We start from the raw sequence: 20,398 nt of genomic DNA on the forward strand, positions 1-20,398 counted from the left end.
GTATTCCATTGAAGCGGCCCGGAAGAGGGTTATACTCAGGGCAATCGCTTACAGATTTTTTTATGAACGTCTGCGGCGGCCAAAATTTCAGGAATAAATGATTCCGTATGCGATTGTCTATTTTGCAGGTAACTGAGATGGAATTTCTCCACTTCAATCTGCTGAGCGACCTCCTCTGAGGATCGTTAGTGGGAAAAACTCCAGCTATTTCTTCCCAAAATCTCTATATGGATGGATATGGGGAGGATTAAGTCTCCTTTTTCCAACTAATCACCAAAAGAACAGCAAAATCAACGATTTAGGTTTCCTTTTTCCACTTAATCCTGGCGACGTTCGGTAGTGCTCTCCTTATTTTCAGTTCAATCCGTAAGCAATCTCCTTGGAGTTTTGGCTGATATGTACTTGTTACGGGTACCAGATCATGGGTACAATTAATAGTACGTGTCATTCATACAAAGGATAGGTGAAACAAATGCAGAATTTCGGATTTGCGAGAGTTGCCGCCGCTTCCCCAGAACTGCGGGTTGCCGACTGCGCATTTAATGCAGAACAAATCATTGAGGTCATCACACAAGCGGACAAGCAGCAGGTCGAATATCTGGTCCTGCCTGAGCTCTGCATAACCGGCTATACGTGCGCCGATTTATTCCTTCAGCCAGCGCTGCAGGCTGCTGCAATGGAGGCGCTCCTGAAAATCTCCGCAGCGACAAAAGGGCGGGACCTGATCGTCATCGCCGGGCTGCCGGTCTCAATCAAGAGCCGGCTGTTCAACTGCGCGGCCGTGATGCAGCACGGAAATATCCTGGGCCTTGTGGTGAAGACCTGCATCCCTGGCTACAGCGAATTCTATGAGCCCCGCTGGTTTGCCGGAGCCGAGGAGCTTGAAGTAACGGAGCTGCGTATTGACGGAGCTGCCGTTCCTATCGGCAATGATCTGATCTTCACCAGTGAAGGAGACGGCAATTTGTCCTTCGGCGTGGAAATCTGCGAAGACCTCTGGGTGCCGGTTCCTCCGAGCAGCCTGCTGGCCCAGGCCGGAGCCACTTTGCTGTTCAACCCCTCTGCCAGCAATGAGCTGGTAGGCAAAGCGGATTACCGCCGCCAGCTCGTCTCCAGCCAATCCGCTTCCTGCGTGGCCGGCTACGTCTACGCCGGCTGCAATACCGGCGAATCAACGACGGATGTCGTGTTCGGCGGCCACTCGCTGATCGCCGAGAACGGGCAGATGCTCGCCGAATCCGAGCGCTTCACCCATGAGAGCCGGATCATCGTCGCAGATATTGATGTGCCGAGAATCCAGTATTCCCGCACAGTGATGGGCACGTTCCGGGCCGGCAAGGGCGGCCGGAATTACCGCGAGGTGCTGTATGCCCCTCCCGCCGGCAAGCACAAAGACCGGGAACTGATCCGCAGCATGGCGGTGAACCCGTTCGTTCCCGGGAACCCGCAGCAGCGCGACGAGCGCTGCCGGGAGATTCTCTCGATTCAGACCTCCGGCCTGATGAAGCGTATCCGCCACATCGGCACCAAGCAGGCCGTGATCGGCATTTCCGGCGGTCTGGATTCAACGCTTGCGCTGCTCGTCGCCGTACGGGCAATGGAGCTGCTGGGCCGTCCGGCCAGCGATGTGCTGGCCGTGACCATGCCCGGCTTCGGCACGACGAACCGCACCTACGACAATGCCGTAGGGCTCATCAACGCACTCGGGGCCTCGCTCAAGGTTGTGGACATCAAATCTGCCTGTCTGCAGCATTTCGAGGACATCGGCCATGATAAGGACGTTCACGACCTGACCTATGAGAATGTCCAGGCCCGGGAACGCACGCAGATCCTGATGGATCTGGCCAACAAGAACGGCGGCATCGTCGTTGGCACCGGCGATCTGTCGGAGCTTGCGCTCGGATGGTGCACCTATAACGGAGACCATATGTCCATGTACGCCGTCAATTCGGGGATTCCGAAGACGCTGATTCAATATGTCGTCGCCTGGTATGCCGACAACGAAGCGGACGATACAGTGAACAAGCTGCTGTACAGCATCATCGACACAGGGATCAGCCCCGAGCTTCTCCCGCCTTCAGCCACCGGAGAGATTGTCCAGCTTACAGAGGATATACTCGGACCTTATGTCGTACACGATTTCTTCCTGTATTACATGCTGCGTACCGGCGCTTCGCCTGCGAAGATGTTCTATCTAGCGCGGCATGCCTTTGGCGACACCTATTCCAAAGAGCAGCTGGCAGACTGGCTGCGGGTATTCATCAAACGCTTCTTCACCCAGCAGTTCAAGCGTTCATGTCTGCCGGACGGTCCTAAGGTCGGGACGGTCAGCCTCTCGCCGCGCGGCGACTGGCGCATGCCAAGCGACGCCTCCGCCGCCCTCTGGCTGCGCGAAGTGGAGGAATTGTAAGCAAGCAGCCTGTCAGCAGACAGCCCGGAATTTCTTCTATAACAAGCAGCAACGGCTGCGCCGTCCCTGAATGGACGGCGCAGCCGTTTTAGCGTAAACCTCTTTTTTTCCTACACGTACACATTATTCAGCACTAGTACCTGATCACTGCCAAAGGGCGTATGAACCGTTACCGTCTCACCAGGTTCAGCCAGGAGCAGCGCCCTGCCCATCGGAGACCACAGTGAAATGCAGTGCTCATCCAGTCCGGTGTCCTCCGGAATTACGATGGTGTAAGATTCCTTCAGCGTCTCCGGGCCAATCTTCAGAGAAATGCGGGAGCCGATAAGCACTACGGATCGCTCCAAATCATCGCCGGCACCGGACAGAATCCGCTGCACACGCTCTTGATAGCTCTTGATCATTGCCCGGGTTTCCGCTTTTTCCGCAGCCGATTCCAGAGCTACCCGGTCAAGTATGGCGAATATATGCTCATCGAAATATACCAGCTGGCGCACAAGTTCCTCACGCATGGGATGTGTAATCAGACTATGGCTCATAGTAGATTTCACCTGCCTTCTTCATCCGGTCCTGCTCGAAAACCTGCACTTGCCCTCTCATTTCCATCATTCCTTCCTTTTCTATAGACTGAATTATTGATTTACCAAATCGGCTTTGATCATTACTGCCTTTTTGTAGTTCATTAATTCAGCCTAAATAGTAAAATAGATCCCGCGATGGGGATCTATCTATAACATATCATCTTTTGTCAGAAATACAAGGTCAGACCGAATTAACGGCGCTTGCCTCCCTCCGCTCTGCTGTACATATTCAGCTCCTGCAGCCGGATCAGCACCTTGCCAAAGCGTCCGCCCTGGCGGATGGCGACCTTGCCGCCAGGATAAGTGCTGTGAACGTACTCTGTAACAATTTTGCGGGAGTTATCATCTGCGGGCAGCCGGTAATGCTTCAGCAGCTGCATCACTTCCTCTATGGCTTCTTCATGGGTGGCTTCACCGGTTTTCATCTCACGGGTCACCAGCGACTCGAAGGAATAGCCCTTCAAATACAGCAGATGGTTCAAATAGGCCATATCCGAGCTGTCTATAGCCAGCTTCTCTCCTGTCAGCAAAGGAACAACCTCATTCATCAGACTATGCTCCCTGCGCCCCGCCATCAGACTGATATAGCAGTATTGACGCGCACAGCTGAGCAGTCTCTCCACACTCTCCCAATCGACAACCACGGGACACATGGACACAAAGACGAGGTCGAAGGCTCCCTTCCAGCCTCTGGCGGCAATATCCACATGCTCAAAAGCTTCATGCACCAGCTCCACCTGACCCTGCCCGAACCTGGATGTATTCTCCAGAAACAGCTCGGATAATGGAACGTTAGGCTCAACGGCTGTAACCCGCGCTCCCCGCTCGGCGAAAGGAACCGTGAATCCGCCCGAGGCCGCTCCCACATCAAGAACCGACAGCCCGGCAAAATCCACCCCCTGGCCCTCAAGCCAGCCAATGATCCGCTCGCTTCTGCGTCTTCCCTCTTCACTGAACACCTCTTCGTTAAAAGCTTTCGCCTTGTGGTCAAAGCCATGCGCCGGGTCCATCCCGGACTTCTTAAAGACGTTGCCCATCGCTGCCGGGTCCTCCTTCCAGGCCTTTTCCCATACGGCTGCATTAAATAACTCGTTTGTCATTTCGGCTCATCCCTTTCCTGGTCATATGTTCCTCAGATTCAAAGACTTTAAAGACTATCTATATCTATAATTGTTCCAAAATAAAAGTGGAGGGTCAGTCCACCGTTATTTTCCCGGCAAGCTCGGATATCTTTCTGTTCTGCAAATACCGCTCCATCTGCTGCTCCGCTTCAACCATTTCTCTCTGGATCAGACATTCACTGGAATGCTCGACCGTGCAATCAAACAGTGACGCCGTGCCTTCAATGGCATGAATAACGTCCAGAAAAGAAATTTCCTCCTGCTTGCGCTTGAGCCGGTACCCGCCGTTCGCACCGGATGCGGATTCAATTAATCCTGCCTTGACCAGCTTGGTTAATATCTTGGACAGATAGGTGGGCGATACCCCCTGCCGTTCCGCCAATGTCTGAACCCCTATCGGCTTGTTAGGTGCGGCAGCCACCAAAAAAAGCATCGTATGCAGCGCATAATCGGTTGCCTTTGAGTATTTCATATGCCACCTCTATTACAGACTTTATTTATCTATAATAACTCTTAATCAGGTGAAAAGCAAACAAGGGGCTTTCACCGTCTGCTGCCGCTGAAGAAATGCCCCTTGCTTGTCATTCTCGCCTGTTACTTCTCCAGCTCCTGGGCCTTCTGCTTCAGCAGGTCGGCATATTCCGCCTTGTATTGCTCCAGCTTGTCCTTCAAGTCAGAATTATCGGAATCCAGCTTTAGCTTGCTGCTCGTGGTCAGGATGTTATCCACTACAATATCAATCTTGCTGTCAATCGCCTTGATTGTACTCTTGATCTCCGCTGCTTCAGAGTCTGATACGGGCGTCGGCACCGGGCCAATAGTGATGCCTGCGTTTCTCTCGGCCAGCAAAGAGGAGGACTTGCCCGGCTTCTCATCCAGACTGATCGTCTTGCCTGAGAGTGTAACTTTATAGCCTGCCAGTTCTCCGATCGCCCGTACCGGCGCATAGCTTTTCCCGTCGATCACAATAGCCGGAACGGCCAAATTTTTGCCGTATACCTTTACGGTGTATTCCGCCTGAATTTTCTTGCCTACTAGACTCACTGAGGCACCAATTGCCTGTGTGCTTACCATAAGTACCGCCCCGGCCAGGAATCCGGCAGCAAGCTTTTTCATATGACTTTCACTCCCCGTAAAATACTATACTTCCTAGTTTACCATTTTACGATGGTTGATGACTATGCAGACAGCCCATGCCGGATGGCATGGGCTGTACGTGTGATTCACGGATATCTGTTATCCATTGAGTTTGATCGAAACGGCACTTTTTGCCGGCATACGCAGACTGACCTCACCGGTCTCCGGTAACTTCACAGCCACAGCCGCTTCCTCTTCCCCATCGTTGAACAGGACTACCGCAATCGATCCGTCCAGATTGAGAAAAGCGACAGAACGGATGGACTCATGACTTGCGGCGGAATCAATCCGCAGCGCTCCGGGCCGGATCACTTTGCTGAAATGCGCCAGCGCATAGTAGTCCAGGGTGTAGGCAAGCTCTCCAGTTTGCTGGTCGATCCGGACAATGCCGCGGCAGGTGCTTCTGCCGAAGCCCGGCACCGTAGGCCCGTTATTTTCGTCCAGCGCCATATTCCAGAGCACGAACGACTTGCTGTGGTTGCGCAGAATCTCAATCCCTGTGCGGATCACATTGGAGAAGGCCTGCTCAAAAGGCGGAATCCATTCTCCACCCGAGCCTTCGGTGAAGTGCACTTCTTTGCTGTCAAAAGCCATCTTCACCTGCGACTGCGCTGCGGCTTCTCCGCCATACCAATGCCAGGCCACCCCATCGACTGCTTCTCCGGCAGCCTCCAGCACAGACAGCGGATAATCCGGCCGGTCCCAGTTGTGGTCATAGCAGAGAATTTTGACGGGGAGCTTATGCTTCACAAGCGCAGGCTTCAAATAATCCCGCACAAAACCGGCCTGCGCCTCCGGCAGCATAAGCATGCTGGGATAATGATGCGGCTCAAACAGCGGCTCATTCTGCGGGGTGATCGCATAAACAGGAAGCTCATGCTTCGCGTAAGCCTGAATGAACTGCACAAAATAGTTGGCATACACTCCGTAATATTCCGGCTTCAGCTCTCCGGAGATCATTGACCCGCTGCTCTTCATCCAGCCCGGCGCACTCCACGGAGAAGCCATCAGCCTGACCTGCGGATTAAGAGCCACAGCCTGCTGAAGCAGCGGGATGATATCCTCTTCATCATGGGCGATGGAGAACCGGCTCAGCTCTGTGTCGGTCTGCCCTTCAGGCAGATCATTATAGCTGTATACCGTTCTGGCATAATCCGAAGCGCCCATTGGATTCCGCAACACGGATAAGCCAATCCCGGCTGCCGGATCGAACAGCTTCGCCATCAGATCCGTTCTCTGCTCAGGGCTAAGCACCTGGTTGATCAGATAAGCCGCCGAATCGGTAAAGGAAGCCCCGAAGCCATCTATCTCCTGATAGGTTTGACTCTGGTCAATCGTAACGATGACGCCCGTTTGCCCTGAAGCCACCGGGTTCAGCAGCTCTGGCGGCTGCTCTATGAATAACTCGTCTTCACCTGTAGACCTGTAAATAATTAGCTGCTGCAATGTGGCTTCCCTCCAAATGAATAAAATAAACTACTTCAGCCCCAGCTTCTCCTTGTTTTTCTTCATCTTTTCGGTACGGATCTCTACGATCTTTTCCCAGTTGTTTTTATCCAGGAAATCTTTATAGTCAGCCAGGATACTGTCAAAGGCTGCATCGTCCTTGGCGCGAAGCATGCTGACCAGGCTTGTGTTCCACTGAGTGTCGATAGCGGTCAGCGCCCGTGCTTCCGGCGTCCCCTGATCCGGGTTGATTTTCTCCAGAATAAAGTGCGGCTTAAGCTTGCCTTTGCCCCATTCCTGCATCTGCTTGATGGATTCCGGGAATGCATCCCCGCTCAAGGCCTTATCGCGGTCATGCCCGAAGAACATGAACTCACCCAGCCGGTAATCCTTTTTGAATTTGTCGGCATTATTTAATTGCAGGTCCTTCACTGCAGGCAGCAGCTCCACCTTGCCGTCCGCATTGATCTGATAGGTTTCGCCTTCAATACCATAGTTCATCAGCATCTGGCCTTCGTCACTGAGCAGGTAGGTGAAGAGCTGTATCGCTTTGGCCGGGTCCTTGCACTTCTTGGTGATGTAGTTGATCATCCAGCCTGTAATCCCGGACTGGTTCAGCGTCGGCGCATTGCCGGTTGTGCTCTGCGGTCCGTCGATGGCGATGTATTCCTTGCCGGGATTCGCACTCATGAAAATCTGCAGATTACCGCTCCGCTGCGGCGTTCCGTCAAGCAGCATGGTGGCGTATTTGCCTGATTTCACCTTTTCCTCAAAGGCCGTACCGTCATCGGCGAAGCTGTCATCACTGATTGCGCCTTCTCTGTAGACGCTGTTCAGTGTCCGGATCCAGGTCAGATACTCCTCATCCAGATTGCGGTTGTAGAATCCGCCGTCTTTGGTTTCTAGCGGTACTCCAATGAAATCCTGCAGCGTATCTCCCAGCGAGCCGGTTCCTTCACCGATGGAGTTGAAGCCAAAGGGGGTCAGCTCCGGAAACCGGGTTTTGATTTGGCCCATGACATTTTTGAACTCTTCCGGTGTGCTAACCACAGGGCTTCCCAAGGCTTCATAGACATCCTTGCGGATGACAAAAGCAGTTGTGGCCGGGATGTTGCCTTTGTCATAATCGGCCTGCGTATTGGAATAGTTCGGATAGCCGTAGGTTTTGCCATCCCCGAGTTTGAACCAGTTCAGCGTATCGGCGGCCGCCACTTTATTGAAGTAAGGATCATACTTCTCTGCCAGATCATTCAGGGGCAGTGCCCAGGTAGCAGCCTTCTGCGCCACCGGCGAGTTCGAATCAAAGATGGTCAGCAAATCCGGCATATCGCCGCCTGCAAAAAACGTATTCAGCTTCGTATCGTCCCCGGTGATAAACTTAATATTGATATTCAGGTCCTCTTTAATTTTCTTCGTGACTACGTCTTTGCCGAAATCTGTATTCCACCAATCCGCATTCACGTACCAGGTAAGGTCTGTGGCTTCCTCTTTTTTGTCCAGCTTCCAGGCCGGAGTTTCCGCGTCTACCGTGTAACGGTTGTCAACTGATGGCAAATCTACTTTATCTGAGCTTGCTGAGTTGCCGCCTCCGCCGCAGCCCGACATTACGAGTACAGCCGCCATCAGCACCGTGCACAGCTTCAGTCCTTTTTTGCCGATTGCTTTATTCATGTATTAGTCCTCCTCAAAGTTTGTATATTTTCCATTTGGTAATATCGTGACTACGAAGAATACGCTTTCACAAATCCCCCCTGTCTTCTCTACTCCTTCACCGACCCCAGCATAATTCCGGAAATAAAATACCTTTGAAGCAGTGGATATATCACAACAATCGGCAAGGTCGTAATGACAATCGTTGCGAGTTGAACCCCTTTGGTGGTGGTTTCAATGACCGCCGAGCCGCCGATGTTCTGCATCGACTGGGTTTGCGACTGGACGATAATTTCGTACAGCTTCATCTGCAGCGGGTACAGCGCCTGATTGGTGATATACAGCTTGGTGGTCATGAAATCATTCCATTGCCCCACCCCGTTGAATAAGGCGATGGTCGCCATGGCGGGCATCGACAGCGGAATGAAGATTTTCAGGAAAATGCGCCAATCACCCGCACCGTCGATCTTGGCTGACTCCTCCAGGGAATCCGGTACATTGCGGAAGAAGTTCATCAGAATCACAACATCGTAGTAGCTGAACAGCGCCGGAATAATATACACCCAGAAGCTGTCCAGCAGACCGAGCGATTTGATCAGCAAGTAAGTCGGAATCATGCCGCCGGAGAAAAACATTGTAATGACACCCATGGCAACATAGAGCTTGCGGCCTCTTATGTATCTCTTGCTGAGCCCGTAGCCGATCATGGCGCAGAAAAATACATGCGTTACGACGCCGACGAAAGTTTTGGAGACCGAGACGAGAAAGGACTGCCAGATCGTGTTGTCATTGAACACCGCCCGGTAATTCTCCAGGGAAAACTCCTTCGGCCAAAAGATGAATCCGCCTTCGGCAAGTGCCTTGCCTGAGCTGAGGGAGGAGATGATTACGTTCCAGAGCGGAACGACAATCACTACCGTAACGAGAAACAGCAAAATGATATTTATGGCATCAAAGATCCTGCTGTCGAGATCTTCTTTAACGACCTTCCGATTCACGGCAAATGCCTCCTTTACAGCACAGATTGATTGTCATTTAATTTGCTGGTGATCTTGTTCGCAGCAACCAGCAGAATCACGGAAACGATGGAGACCCCGAGTCCAACTGCAGTTGCGTACGAAAAATCTCCCTGCGTCATCCCCATGCGGTATACATAGGAGTTGATTACTTCGGCTTTCTCGCGGTTCTGGGAGTTCATGAGCACGAGCGTCTGATCCAGATTGGAGCCAAGTAAACCGCTTACAGTAAGGATCAGATTTAGGCTGATAATCGCTTTCATGTTGGGCAATGTGATATTCCAAATCTGTCTCATCCGGCTTGCACCGTCAATTTTGGCGGCTTCGTAATACGTGGGATCAATTTTCGACATTATTGCCAGATACAGAATCGTTCCCCAGCCGGCCTCTTTCCAGATATCCGACAAGGTGGCGATCCACCAGTACTTCCCGGCATCCAGCAGAATGTTGGACGGCTTCGAGATCAGCCCGAGATCGAGCAGCAGCTGATTGAACAGCCCCGTGGTCGAGAACCAGGTGATCAGCATGCCCCCCAGCACGATCCATGACAAAAAATGCGGCAGATACGAGATGGTTTGCACAATTTTTTTGAAACGGCCCAGGTTCAATTCGTAGATCATAATCCCCAGGATAATCGGAATGACAAATCCAATAGCCAGCTTCAGGAAGCTGATGCCCAGCGTATTTATGACCGAGTCCCAGAAATATTTGTCGGATAGAATGATTCTGAAATTATCCAGACCCACCCACGGAGCCGAGGACAGCGTATCGATGACCGTGTAATTTTTGAAAGCAATCGTTAAGCCGTAAATTGGAATGTAACAAAAAACAATCATAAAAATAACGCCCGGTATCACCATCGACTGAATTTCCCATTGCCTTTTGAAATCTGCTATCCATTCTTTAACCCTCTGTCCCACAGGCTTTTTTGTCATTTGCTGGACTGCCGCTGAGGGCACCAGGTCTAATTTATCCACGTTCATCACTCCCCAAATCAGCATCCCGAATCAATAAAAACGTTTTTATTTTTGGCAAACAGAAATGGCTTCTCTGCCCAAAAAAAAGGATCGGAAATCCTTCAGCTAGGCTCTAATTTCCGATCACTCCGGTCAAACTTCACATGACTTGAGCCTCTGACCACAAGCTCGCCCTTCAGTTTCTGTGCATTGCCCTGCTCCTTCTTCTGAATCATGCGGACCAGATGCTCGATGGCCAATATTCCTTGTCTGGCGATTTGATTCCGCACCGTGGTTAACGGGGGTGAATAGTACTGGGCGATATCAATATCGTCAAAGCCTACCACGCTAATGTCGAGGGGAACCTCATAGCCATGGGTTTTGAGCGCCTGGATACAGCCGATCGCACTGAGGTCATTGCCGGCCAGAAAAGCATCAGGCAGCTTCCCGGGATACGCCCGGATGAAGGATTTCACCGCATTATAGGTGCTCTCCTCCTCGAAATAGCCTTGTAAAATATACTCTTCGCTCACCGGCAGGCCATACTGGCGCAATGCGGCCAAATAGCCCTCTCTGCGCTGGACGCTGTCAAACATCGTATCCACGCCGGAAATATAGGCAATTTTCTTGTGGCCCAGCCCGATTAGGTACTTGGTCGCTTCATATCCGGCCTCAAAGGAGTCAAAAATGATACTGCCCATGTTCTCATTCTGCAGCACCCGGTCGAGAAACACCGCCTTGATCTTCTCTTTGTTCATCGCCTGAATGTCTTTGTCGTCAATGCCCAGCTCTTCATAAATTATGACGCCGTCCACACGCCGGCCGAGGATGTTGCTCATCACGACCTGCTTATCTTTGGTAACAAATACGTTCAGCCCGTACCCCAGCCGGTCACACTGCCGGGACATGGCCTCCACAAGCTTATAGAAATAAGGTCCCGCCACACTGGTCGTAAAAAAGCCCAGCATCATGGTTTTCCCCGACTTCAATTGCTTGCCGTTGAGGTTAGGAACGTAATTCAGCCGCTGCGCCACTTTAAGCACATGCGATTTGGTCTCCGGATTCAGCACATCCACATCATTCAACGCATTCGATACGGTTGAGATCGAGACACCGGCCTCCCTGGCGACATCCCTGATTGTTATTTTTCCCATCTTCATTTATCCTTCGCTATAAAAACGTTTTTATAGATTATAAAGTATCATAAAACCGTTTTCAGCACAATAGTTTTTCTTGCTTATCGGAGCTGATTAAAAGTAAGTAGAAACCCTGAAATATATGGGGTCTGGTCGTAACTGCGGGGAATGTTTGGACTTCCGGCCGCTGTTATGTTTGGATTTCCTGATTTAAACCGCTAGCTGCGGTAGAAATCCAAACATAAAGGCGGACGCTATCGCTCCGTAAGTATCCAAACTTCCCCTCCGTTACTTCTACCCTTTTCATTTAGTTTTTCAACTTCATTTATTCAGTTCTCCGTCTGGTTTACCGGCCAGCAGCGCCTTGGCCTCGTCTGCCCAATTCAGGTAGGCCTTGTAGACATGTTCCCCGAAGAGAACCGTCAGGTAATAGTACAAATGATCCTTCTCCGTATAGAGGATAGGCTCAAGGTTGTTTTTGAACATCTGAATCATCTGCAAGCTCTGCGTATGCCGCTCTTTGAATTCATCAATCCGTGCCAGATTGCTCTCATCCGGGACCATACTTCCGAAGAACAGCTTGAGCATGATCTCATATTTGGTATACTCCTTCTGCCCGGGCAGCTGCACCCATTCCCGCAGCACCTCCCGCCCCTTGCCGGTAATGGCATAAATGTATTTATCAGGTCCTTTGGAGCCGGAGCCCTTCTGCTTCACAACCAGCTCCTCCGTGACAAGCTTCGCCAAGGTAGGGTAAATTTGCCCGTACCCCACCTCCCAGAAGCCGCTGATCATCACATCTATCCTCTTCTTGATATCATACCCGCTAAGGTCCTCATGGTTGAGCAGTCCTAATATGATGTAGACCGTCGTATTTTCCTTGGGCATCTCTTTGCTTATACTCCCTCCGTATAGCTGCGTTGTGCAACAGGTTTGCTCGGAGTGCCGAAGCCCACCCGCAGCACCTGCTTCGGACATGCGCTTTCACAGCTGCCGCACAGAATGCATTCCGGGCTGTCCATCTTTCTGCTTTGCACCATCTCATTAACCTTCAGGCTCATCGGGCAGACCTTGTCGCACTTCTTGCAGCTGATGCAATCCTCGGTTCTGGCCATAAGACGCAGTGAAGGGTAGCCTAATTTGTTCTTCAGGGCATTGCCCAAGACCATGAATGGGGCCATCCAGCAGAGCGAATGGCAGAAGGAACGTCTTCCGAACAGCAACGACACACTTACTATTAATAATACGACGGCAAAGTACGTAATGAAAGCCGCGGGTTTGGAAACAGAAATTCCGTTCTCTGTAAAATAAAGCGGATTAAGCTCCTTCACCCCGCCGGCGCTTACGAATCCTGCCCCAATCGAGAGCAGCCACGGCAGCCAAATCATATATTTGATTTTGTTCTGTTTGGGGCTTGCCGGTTTGTTCACCACCTGGCTGCAGGTATCCTGCAGAGCCCCGGCGGGACATACATAGCTGCAAAAAGCTCTGCCGAAGAATAGCGAGAAACCGAACAACGCGGCAAAGAGCAGGAAGCTTCCGGTGGCAATGCCGGCAAAGCTTCCTTGAACAATCAGATACGGGGAAAAGTAGTTCAAGGTAATTGGAAATAGCAGCATCGAAAATAGCATAACCGTCTTTCTAAGGGTTTGTCGTCTCACGCTTATCACATTCCATTCTGCATAAATTTTAAAATGCCAAATCAACCGACAAGTGTATCATGATGATATAGATTCACATTATCAAGATGATATAGTTCTGTCAATGAGCTTTTTGACTATCTATTTGTGATTATTTTCGAAGCCGTTGACAGTTTTCATGAAAAGATATACTTTAATTAAAGTAATATAAATAAAGTAATAAGGTGGTGTTGGAGAATGAAGTCTTTTTTCAAGAATAAAGCGATCGCAAGCGGACTCTTCATGATGGTTTTTTACCAGATCATAATGATTGGAATTTTCATGTCCGGGTATAGTGCGGTTCCGAAGAACATTGATAAGCTTTCTGTAGCTATTGTGAACGAGGACCAGCAGTACGGGGAGAAATTTGTACAACGGCTTGGGCAGGAACTTCCTTTTCATGTGCTGACGTATAATAATTTGGAGACCGCCCAGAAGAAGCTTGAAGACCGTGATATTTACCTGATTATGCACATCCCTCAGGATTTCACACAGAAGCTTTCCGCTCAGGGCCAGCAAGTAAAGCTGGATTATTACATCAACCAGTCCAATCCGGCCGCTACTAACAGTACTGTGCAAAATGTAGCGTCACAGCTTACCGCCAAAATCAGTGCTGAGCTGCAAACCAGCAGCATTGAGGGCGTACTGCAAAATATGAAAATGCCCGCGGCGCAATCCAAGGAGGTTGCCGCAGGCATTGTAGACAAAGTTAGCTCGAACGTGGTGATCACAAATCCGCAGCCTGCCGGCATGCATAATCAAATGGCTCCAATGTTCTTGACGATGGCCAGCTACGTGGGGGCGATGATCTACTCGATGATGTCCATCGGCGCATTGAATCAGCTAAAAGGCAAGCTCGGCAAATGGAAAGCCTTTCTCTCTCTCCAAGGAGTTAATGTGATTCTCTCCCTGACAGCTCCGCTGTTCGGACTTGGCATCTATTTCTCCATTCACAGCTATAGTGCCGGAACATTCACGCACATGTGGCTGCTGCACGCTCTGGAATTGTTCACCGCGATTCAATTCACAAGTATTCCCTGCCTGCTGCTAGGTCAAGGAGGCATGCTGCTGAATCTCCCGCTCATGCTGGTTCAGACCATCGCCAGCGGCGCAGTCCTGCCACAGGTCATGATGCCGGGATTCTTCAGAGCCGTCAGCCATGTTTCGCTGATGTACTATACCGTCCAACTGGACTATAATACACTGTTCGGAGGGGGCCGAACGGCTGGACTGCTGCTCGGACTTGGCTTGATCACCCTCTTAGCACTTCTGGTAAACGCAGTAATCCATTATTTTAAAGCTTATACAGCAGTGAGCAGGGATGCTGCACCCCAACCTCTATTCATGTAAAATAGAAAGAGCCGGCATCCCTAAATAGGCCTGCCGGCTTCTTGATATACATTGAAGGAGGATTTACATGACGCTGCAGATATTTATTCTGGGGATTTTGAGCGAGGGGGAGCACCACCCTTACGATTTGAAGAAGCAGGTGTTCAAACCGCTGGACCACTACACTACCATAAATGACGGAACGTTGTATTATAATTTCGAAGTGCTTACGAAAAAGGGGCTTATCCAAAAAATCAAAGTGATTCAGACTGACAACCGCCCGGAAAAAACGACCTACGGGATAACGGATAAGGGGCGCGAGGCACTGGCTGAGGAGATCTACGCGATTTTCCAAAACTTCACTCACATCACTTCCTTGTATTCCTCACTCCTGTTTCTTGATAAGGTGGACCGCCACAAGCTTGGATTTATCATAGAAGAAAGCATCAACCGGTTGAACAAAAAGCTGCAGCTAATTGAACAGGCTGATTCTAAGCTTTCTGATGTTCCAGATGCCCGGAAAAAAGCTGTTCAGCTAATCGCAGAGCACAGCTATCAAACCCTCCAAAATGATATTGCCTGGCTCCAAAAGCTGCTGATTGAGGTACGGAGCTGATTATGTCCCTTTTTATATACTAGAAGCAGTCCTGGCAGCCTCCCTGAACTCATCCTCAGGCGCTGGATGTTTCAGCTTCCGGTTAAAAATCACAAACAAGATTAGCCCTATGACGCTGGTGGTCACTTCGGTCACGGTCATCGACCAGATTACGCCATGCAGTCCGAAGAACCTGTGCAATACGATGATCATTGGAATAAACAGGACACCTTGGGTGATGGACATAATCGCAGTCGGAACGCCCTGGCCGGCAGCCTGAAAGATGCTTGTGAACAAACCGGTGAAGCCATTGAACAAGGCTGAGACCAGCATAGCGCCAATGATATAAGCGCCTATATCCAGCACCGAAGGATCGCTTGAGAACCAGCCGATGACCGAATCTCTGAAAAGATAGACCAAGCCTACGAATAGAACAGCCATACTGCCAATATAGACAAAAGCATGCCGGATGCCCGATTTGAGTCTGGCGATATTTTTACTGGAATAGGTAAAGGCGAACAGCGGTATCAACCCCAGAAACAAGCCCATCGACAAAAATTCGGGAACCTGCACAATTCTGAGCGCCACCCCGAAGCCGGCCACTACGCTGTCTCCATATTGGATGGAGTAGTTATTCAGCAGCAACGTAGTCACAATCATAAATGCGGCGAGCAGCAGCTCGGAGATTCCAATTTTATAAATTTCAAGCCGATCCTTCAGGGAGATTCTCCAGTACTTCAAGAAACCTCTCAGATTCTCGCTTTTCTTGTCCAGATAGTAGATGTAATAAACCGCGGAGCCCAGATTAGCCAAGCACATCGCCAGTGCCGCTCCCGCCACATGCCAGTTCAGAATCAGGATAAACAGCGGGTCAAAGATCAGGCTGAGCGCCGTACTGACAAATATGCCGTACATTGATTCCTTGGAGGCCCCTTCAGAGCGCACCAGCTGCTCCAGCGCAAAATTAAGTACAACGGCAAAGCCGCCCGCAAACAGGGTCAAGGTATAGGTTTTGGTAAAATCAAATGTCCCTGCATCCGCACCAAGCAGCCGGGTAATCGGTTGAATCGCCAGAAACGCTATCAGCGCAATCACTATCCCGGCAATAATGCTGGCATAAAAGGTGTATCCGGCAATCCGCTTGCCCTTCTCCGTCTCCTTCTGACCTGCAAGCCTGGTGACAAAGGTTCCTCCGCCAACCCCCAGCACATTCCCGAAGGCCATCAGCACTGTGAAGATCGGCAGCCCCAGCGTAATAGCCGTCAGCATGCTTGTATTGTGCAGCAGACCGATGAAATAAGCATTGATGACATTGTAGACCGTACCGACAGACATCCCGATCATCATCGGAATGGATAAATGGGCAATGGCCTTCTTCATAGGCGCAGATTCCAGATAATACTCGTTCGAAAATTGTTTTGCCACGTTAAATCCTCCAATCGCTCGTTGATTTGTCTTCACTTTCGCCATTTAGTTAGAACTCTAAGTAACAAAGTTTATGATAATAGATAGAATTCTAACTGTCAATACTCTAATTAAAACCTCAGGTGAACATCATAAAAAGCCCCTCACCAGTGCCTATGGTTAGATAAGCATTAGTGAGGGGCTTCATGGATTGGGAATAGTTTCAATTTTCAGGCAGCCAGTTATGCATTTCGGGTAATTGTTGCATCCTCAGCGACCATCGTCCTGTTTCTTCCGCTGCTTTTAGCCGAGTACAACGCCCGGTCCGCTTTCTCCAGCAGCAGCCCCGGATCTGACGCATGCTGCGGATAATGGGCGATGCCTTGGGAGACTGTAACCCGTGTCGGAATGGGCATCCTGCTTTGCTCCAGTGCCCGGCGGACCCGCTCGGCTACATTGAAGGCTTCTTCCGGTTTGGTGCGGGCCAGCAGAATGACGAACTCTTCGCCGCCGTAGCGGTGGCAGACATCGTCCGGCCGCAATGAGGAGACAATAACTCCGGCCACATGCTTCAGCACTTCGTCGCCGGTGAGATGGCCATAGGTGTCGTTAACGAATTTGAATTTGTCCACATCGAGCACAATGATTGAAAACGGCTTCCCTGCCGCTATCCATTGATTCATCGTATACTCAAGCGATCTCCGGTTCTTCAAGCCGGTCAGAGCATCCGTCGCGGCTTCCTGAGTTAGTGTATCCGTCTGCTTCTGAATATCCGCCACGGCAAGATAGACAGCCTTGGTCAGCAAATCGGCCTCCCGGCTCCAATGCGGCTTTGCTTCCGGCAGTATAACCTTCTCCTTGCCCACCTTGCTCACCAGATCGGCCAGAGAGACAAAAGGCCGGGCCAGTCTGCGCGCTACAAGAATAACGCCCATCAGCAGGATAACAAACGGTAATATCGAATAGGCAAGAATGGTCCGAATATGCCCAATTAACTGGTTATGGATAATGCTAATCGGCGAGACAACCACAATTCCCCAGCCGTTGGCCGGGACACTGGAATACCCTGCGAGTACCTCAATACCACGGAGGTTGCGCACTTGCTGCTCCCCGCTCTCCCTCTTCATCAGCTTCTGGACAACCTTATTGCTGCTGACATCCCTTCCAATAAACTGCTTGTCCGGGTGATATACCACATGTCCGGAGGAGTCCACTATATAGTAATAAGAACCGGAATTGTCCAGGCTGTTGTTGCCGAAAATCTGGGACAGAACATTATTCTCCTGCAAATACAGCGTACCGCTCAAAATACCAAGATATGTACCTGTCTTGCTGACAATTGGCTGGCTCATGAACACAATCAGCCTCTTAGTGTTATGTGTCGTGTATGGAGCGGAAAGGTAAGGCTGCTCCAGTGCCAATGCTTCCTCAGCAGCTTTGGAAGTGATATGCTTGCCTGCCGTTCCTATTGAGCCCGGTTCTACGTTGCGGACGAACCCGCTGCTGCCGACTACTGCGATGGAGTTGAAGAAATTGCTGCTTTTGCGCATCAATTCTAAGCTATTATCCACTTGCTTCGGCGTCATGGCATCAATACCGGAGAGTTCAGCAGCATTATACTCCAGGCTGGCGCGCATAGACTTAAACAAGGAATCCATCGTCTTAGACATGCGGTTAGCACTGGCGTAGTTCAGATGGAGCGTCGTCTCCATCAATGATTGTTTCTTGGACTCGTAAGAGCCGATCAGAAGAATACTTGAGGTTAGCAGAACCACCAGCGTTACTAGGCCTGTAAGCAGCGAAGTGAAGCTAAGCTTTTTACTCCGGCGCGGCCCTGCCCTTCTCAATGTCAGCACACTATAACCCTCCCTGGTTCCTGCAACTCGTTAAGATCATAATACAACAAAATAAGCTGTTATTCGACAACGATCAGTGAGATATAGCGGACAAATTGAACGGTTATACGGTCAGATTATAATTTGATGTTTTCCTCGATAAGTGAAGCAAGCGCCTGCGCTCCCTGCTTGTTCAAATGAACGCCATCCTCGATAAAATATGATGTTTTCCCTTTGCTGGCAGCATACCAGTCAACCAGTGTGATTTTCGGATTTTCGGCTGCGGCATCCGCCAGCGCTTTATTGACAACATGCTCCCAAGGCTTGGGTACACGTGTATTTACCAGCAGAATTTGCTTGCTGTCCTCAAGAGCAGCGATCAGGGATTGCATTTGCTTCTTCGTAAATGCCCCGTTGGTTCCCATTTCGATAATCACATAGCTGCCTAGTTTTCTATCCTTGCGTAATTGGTTTACCAGATCCGGGGCATCCCACATTTGACGCCCAATTTTACCGTCAATGACCACATTCGAGAAACGATCCTTGAGATCATCTTCGAGATAAGGCTGGATATCCAGCATGACAGAATCTCCAATCGCGGTGATGGAGGGGGCGTTATCGGCACTGCCGCCGCTTGTGGCGGGAACCTTCGCAGGGGGCTGGGGTGCAGGCTGCTGGAGTGCTGGCTGCCCGGCAGACGCTCCCTGACTGCTTTCTTTTCTCTCATCGAGTGTTCTAAAATTGATCACGATAATAACAGCTGCAAGCAGGAGCAAACTAACCTTGATCGCGCCGAACCCCTTGAACCTTCTCTTTGTCAGAAGACTCCACAGCTTATGTAAGGCCCTCCTCATTCCCATGCGCCGGACGGGTTCTTCCACATACCGCCACGACAAAGCGGCAAGCAGCACGGTAAGCGATACCTGAAACACCGCCCGCAGGACAGTAGTCTCCCCTGATGCCGCAGCCGGGGTTGTCAATATAATGACAGGATAGTGCCACAAATACATTCCATAGGAGCGCACTCCGATCCACTTCAGAGGCTTATATTCCAGAAGATATCCAATCCGGCTGGCCGGATGGGCGACGGCGGCAATCATCACTGCGGAGATAAACGACAGGAGGAACAGACCTCCCTTGTACAAAAAAGGCTGATACTGGTTCGTATACCAGCAAGCCAAGCCCAGCAGTACCAGGCCGCCTCCCCCTGCATAATCCAGAATCAGGGTCGCTTGATTCGATACCTTTTTCTTCAGCTTTTGATAAGGCCATACCAGTGCCAGTGCTGCACCGGTCAACAGTGAGAATAACCGGGTATCCGTTCCATAATAGATGCGGCTTGGATCTGAGCTTGGATCATACAGAAGCAGCATCTCCAAAGCCGATATAGACGCAAGAATAATAACAAATAGAGCCAGAGAGTTCAGCTTGCGCATATACAGGAGTCCGGCAGCAAGCAGCAGCGGCCACAGCAGATAGAACTGCTCCTCCACTGCCAGCGACCAGAGATGCCCAAGCGGTGATTGCGGCCCGAAGCTGTCGAAGTAGGACACTTTACGCACAATGAACTCCCAGTTGCTTAAGTATAGTAAAGCCCCGGGCAAATCCTTACTGTAGGGGGACCAAAATCTTGGAGCAGCCAGCACAATCCAGGCCCCGGTCCCGGCAACCATAACCAGCATCGCAGGAACCAGACGTCTTACACGTCTTATCCAGAAATCCTTGAGATTCAGTCTTCCACTGCGCTCCCAGCCGTTCAATAGAATATTAGTAATGAGATAGCCTGACAGCACAAAAAAAATACCGACCCCGAGAAGCCCTCCCGGCAACCAGTCGGAATTAAGATGATATAGAATAACTGCAGATACCGCTAACGCTCTAATCCCGTCCAATCCTGATATGTAAGCTCTACCGTCTGCTGTTTTCCGGTTATGTATCCGTGCGGCCCTTGATGCCCTTGGCTCTTCCATGCTGCTCTTACCTGCCCTTGTCTGAATTCAAACTATCAGTCTGTCTAGTTTATTATATGTATCTGAAAACTGAAACAAGTTGCAAATTGGTTAAGATCAGCGTTCATTTCTGTAATGCTGGATTGAGCGGGGA

Annotated in this window: 17 protein-coding genes; 3 read left to right on the forward strand and 14 right to left on the reverse strand. The window is 50.5% G+C overall.

The window, feature by feature from the left end; genetic code table 11:
* The first annotated feature begins 472 nt into the window (after positions 1-472).
* On the forward strand, positions 473-2,410 hold the full coding sequence (locus tag AC0LWN_RS26460) for an NAD(+) synthase (protein ID WP_474670690.1): 1,938 nt from the start codon (positions 473-475) through the stop codon (positions 2,408-2,410).
* A 110-nt stretch (positions 2,411-2,520) separates the two neighbouring features.
* Here AC0LWN_RS26460 and AC0LWN_RS26465 read toward each other — a convergent pair whose 3' ends face one another.
* The 11 genes from AC0LWN_RS26465 to AC0LWN_RS26515 all read right to left on the reverse strand — a co-directional run bounded on the left by AC0LWN_RS26465 (position 2,521) and on the right by AC0LWN_RS26515 (position 13,114).
* Positions 2,521-2,949, reverse strand: a complete 429-nt coding sequence (locus AC0LWN_RS26465; protein ID WP_474670692.1) for a GreA/GreB family elongation factor — start codon at positions 2,947-2,949, stop codon at positions 2,521-2,523.
* Positions 2,950-3,182: 233 nt separating this feature from the next.
* Positions 3,183-4,091: a class I SAM-dependent methyltransferase gene (locus AC0LWN_RS26470; RefSeq protein WP_474670694.1), complete on the reverse strand. Its 909-nt coding sequence runs from the start codon at positions 4,089-4,091 to the stop codon at positions 3,183-3,185.
* 94 nt (positions 4,092-4,185) lie between these two features.
* Positions 4,186-4,584 (reverse strand): Rrf2 family transcriptional regulator, encoded by a 399-nt coding sequence (locus AC0LWN_RS26475; protein ID WP_474670696.1) that lies wholly within the window; start codon positions 4,582-4,584, stop codon positions 4,186-4,188.
* A gap of 122 nt (positions 4,585-4,706) precedes the next feature.
* The gene (locus tag AC0LWN_RS26480; RefSeq protein WP_474670698.1) at positions 4,707-5,228 is read right to left on the reverse strand and encodes a stalk domain-containing protein; all 522 of its coding nucleotides are present in this window, start codon (positions 5,226-5,228) and stop codon (positions 4,707-4,709) included.
* Between the two features lie 120 nt (positions 5,229-5,348).
* A complete protein-coding gene (locus AC0LWN_RS26485) occupies positions 5,349-6,695 on the reverse strand; it encodes a glycoside hydrolase family 30 protein (protein WP_474670700.1) in 1,347 nt (448 codons plus the stop codon).
* Positions 6,696-6,725: 30 nt separating this feature from the next.
* Positions 6,726-8,366: a type 2 periplasmic-binding domain-containing protein gene (locus AC0LWN_RS26490; RefSeq protein ID WP_474670702.1), complete on the reverse strand. Its 1,641-nt coding sequence runs from the start codon at positions 8,364-8,366 to the stop codon at positions 6,726-6,728.
* An 89-nt stretch (positions 8,367-8,455) separates the two neighbouring features.
* Positions 8,456-9,343 carry a carbohydrate ABC transporter permease gene (locus tag AC0LWN_RS26495; protein WP_474670704.1) on the reverse strand — a complete coding sequence of 296 codons (888 nt, stop codon included), beginning with the start codon at positions 9,341-9,343 and terminating at the stop codon, positions 8,456-8,458.
* Between the two features lie 14 nt (positions 9,344-9,357).
* Positions 9,358-10,296 (reverse strand): ABC transporter permease, encoded by a 939-nt coding sequence (locus tag AC0LWN_RS26500; RefSeq protein WP_474670728.1) that lies wholly within the window; start codon positions 10,294-10,296, stop codon positions 9,358-9,360.
* Between the two features lie 143 nt (positions 10,297-10,439).
* On the reverse strand, positions 10,440-11,471 hold the full coding sequence (locus AC0LWN_RS26505; RefSeq protein WP_474670706.1) for a LacI family DNA-binding transcriptional regulator: 1,032 nt from the start codon (positions 11,469-11,471) through the stop codon (positions 10,440-10,442).
* Positions 11,472-11,774: 303 nt separating this feature from the next.
* Entirely contained in the window at positions 11,775-12,341 is a 567-nt protein-coding gene (locus AC0LWN_RS26510) for a PadR family transcriptional regulator (RefSeq protein ID WP_474670708.1), read from the reverse strand.
* Between the two features lie 8 nt (positions 12,342-12,349).
* Entirely contained in the window at positions 12,350-13,114 is a 765-nt protein-coding gene (locus tag AC0LWN_RS26515) for a 4Fe-4S binding protein (protein ID WP_474670710.1), read from the reverse strand.
* 216 nt (positions 13,115-13,330) lie between these two features.
* Here AC0LWN_RS26515 and AC0LWN_RS26520 point away from each other — a divergent pair, with 216 nt between their 5' ends.
* Positions 13,331-14,482, forward strand: a complete 1,152-nt coding sequence (locus tag AC0LWN_RS26520; RefSeq protein WP_474670712.1) for a YhgE/Pip domain-containing protein — start codon at positions 13,331-13,333, stop codon at positions 14,480-14,482.
* A 67-nt stretch (positions 14,483-14,549) separates the two neighbouring features.
* The gene (locus AC0LWN_RS26525) at positions 14,550-15,077 is read left to right on the forward strand and encodes a PadR family transcriptional regulator (protein WP_474670714.1); all 528 of its coding nucleotides are present in this window, start codon (positions 14,550-14,552) and stop codon (positions 15,075-15,077) included.
* A 12-nt stretch (positions 15,078-15,089) separates the two neighbouring features.
* Here the strand turns inward: AC0LWN_RS26525 and AC0LWN_RS26530 are convergent, their stop codons facing one another.
* From AC0LWN_RS26530 to AC0LWN_RS26540, 3 genes are all read right to left on the reverse strand, one after another.
* Positions 15,090-16,436: an MATE family efflux transporter gene (locus AC0LWN_RS26530; protein WP_474670730.1), complete on the reverse strand. Its 1,347-nt coding sequence runs from the start codon at positions 16,434-16,436 to the stop codon at positions 15,090-15,092.
* Between the two features lie 266 nt (positions 16,437-16,702).
* Positions 16,703-18,316 carry a sensor domain-containing diguanylate cyclase gene (locus AC0LWN_RS26535; RefSeq protein ID WP_474670716.1) on the reverse strand — a complete coding sequence of 538 codons (1,614 nt, stop codon included), beginning with the start codon at positions 18,314-18,316 and terminating at the stop codon, positions 16,703-16,705.
* A gap of 116 nt (positions 18,317-18,432) precedes the next feature.
* The gene (locus AC0LWN_RS26540) at positions 18,433-20,265 is read right to left on the reverse strand and encodes an acyltransferase family protein (RefSeq protein ID WP_474670718.1); all 1,833 of its coding nucleotides are present in this window, start codon (positions 20,263-20,265) and stop codon (positions 18,433-18,435) included.
* Positions 20,266-20,398: the final 133 nt, after the last annotated feature.

The organism is Paenibacillus sp. sgz302115, from assembly GCF_056120445.1.

What these genes read in the sequence shown, in the direction of transcription:
- AC0LWN_RS26520 (WP_474670712.1), top strand. Translation starts at nt 13,331, where the DNA reads ATGAAGTCTTTTTTCAAGAATAAAGCGATCGCAAGCGGACTCTTCATG.
- AC0LWN_RS26475 (WP_474670696.1), bottom strand. Translation starts at nt 4,584, where the DNA reads ATGAAATACTCAAAGGCAACCGATTATGCGCTGCATACGATGCTTTTT.
- AC0LWN_RS26490 (WP_474670702.1), bottom strand. Translation starts at nt 8,366, where the DNA reads ATGAATAAAGCAATCGGCAAAAAAGGACTGAAGCTGTGCACGGTGCTG.
- AC0LWN_RS26510 (WP_474670708.1), bottom strand. Translation starts at nt 12,341, where the DNA reads ATGCCCAAGGAAAATACGACGGTCTACATCATATTAGGACTGCTCAAC.
- AC0LWN_RS26465 (WP_474670692.1), bottom strand. Translation starts at nt 2,949, where the DNA reads ATGAGCCATAGTCTGATTACACATCCCATGCGTGAGGAACTTGTGCGC.
- AC0LWN_RS26525 (WP_474670714.1), top strand. Translation starts at nt 14,550, where the DNA reads ATGACGCTGCAGATATTTATTCTGGGGATTTTGAGCGAGGGGGAGCAC.
- AC0LWN_RS26460 (WP_474670690.1), top strand. Translation starts at nt 473, where the DNA reads ATGCAGAATTTCGGATTTGCGAGAGTTGCCGCCGCTTCCCCAGAACTG.
- AC0LWN_RS26505 (WP_474670706.1), bottom strand. Translation starts at nt 11,471, where the DNA reads ATGGGAAAAATAACAATCAGGGATGTCGCCAGGGAGGCCGGTGTCTCG.
- AC0LWN_RS26530 (WP_474670730.1), bottom strand. Translation starts at nt 16,436, where the DNA reads ATGAAGAAGGCCATTGCCCATTTATCCATTCCGATGATGATCGGGATG.
- AC0LWN_RS26500 (WP_474670728.1), bottom strand. Translation starts at nt 10,296, where the DNA reads ATGACAAAAAAGCCTGTGGGACAGAGGGTTAAAGAATGGATAGCAGAT.
- AC0LWN_RS26470 (WP_474670694.1), bottom strand. Translation starts at nt 4,091, where the DNA reads ATGACAAACGAGTTATTTAATGCAGCCGTATGGGAAAAGGCCTGGAAG.
- AC0LWN_RS26480 (WP_474670698.1), bottom strand. Translation starts at nt 5,228, where the DNA reads ATGAAAAAGCTTGCTGCCGGATTCCTGGCCGGGGCGGTACTTATGGTA.
- AC0LWN_RS26540 (WP_474670718.1), bottom strand. Translation starts at nt 20,265, where the DNA reads ATGGAAGAGCCAAGGGCATCAAGGGCCGCACGGATACATAACCGGAAA.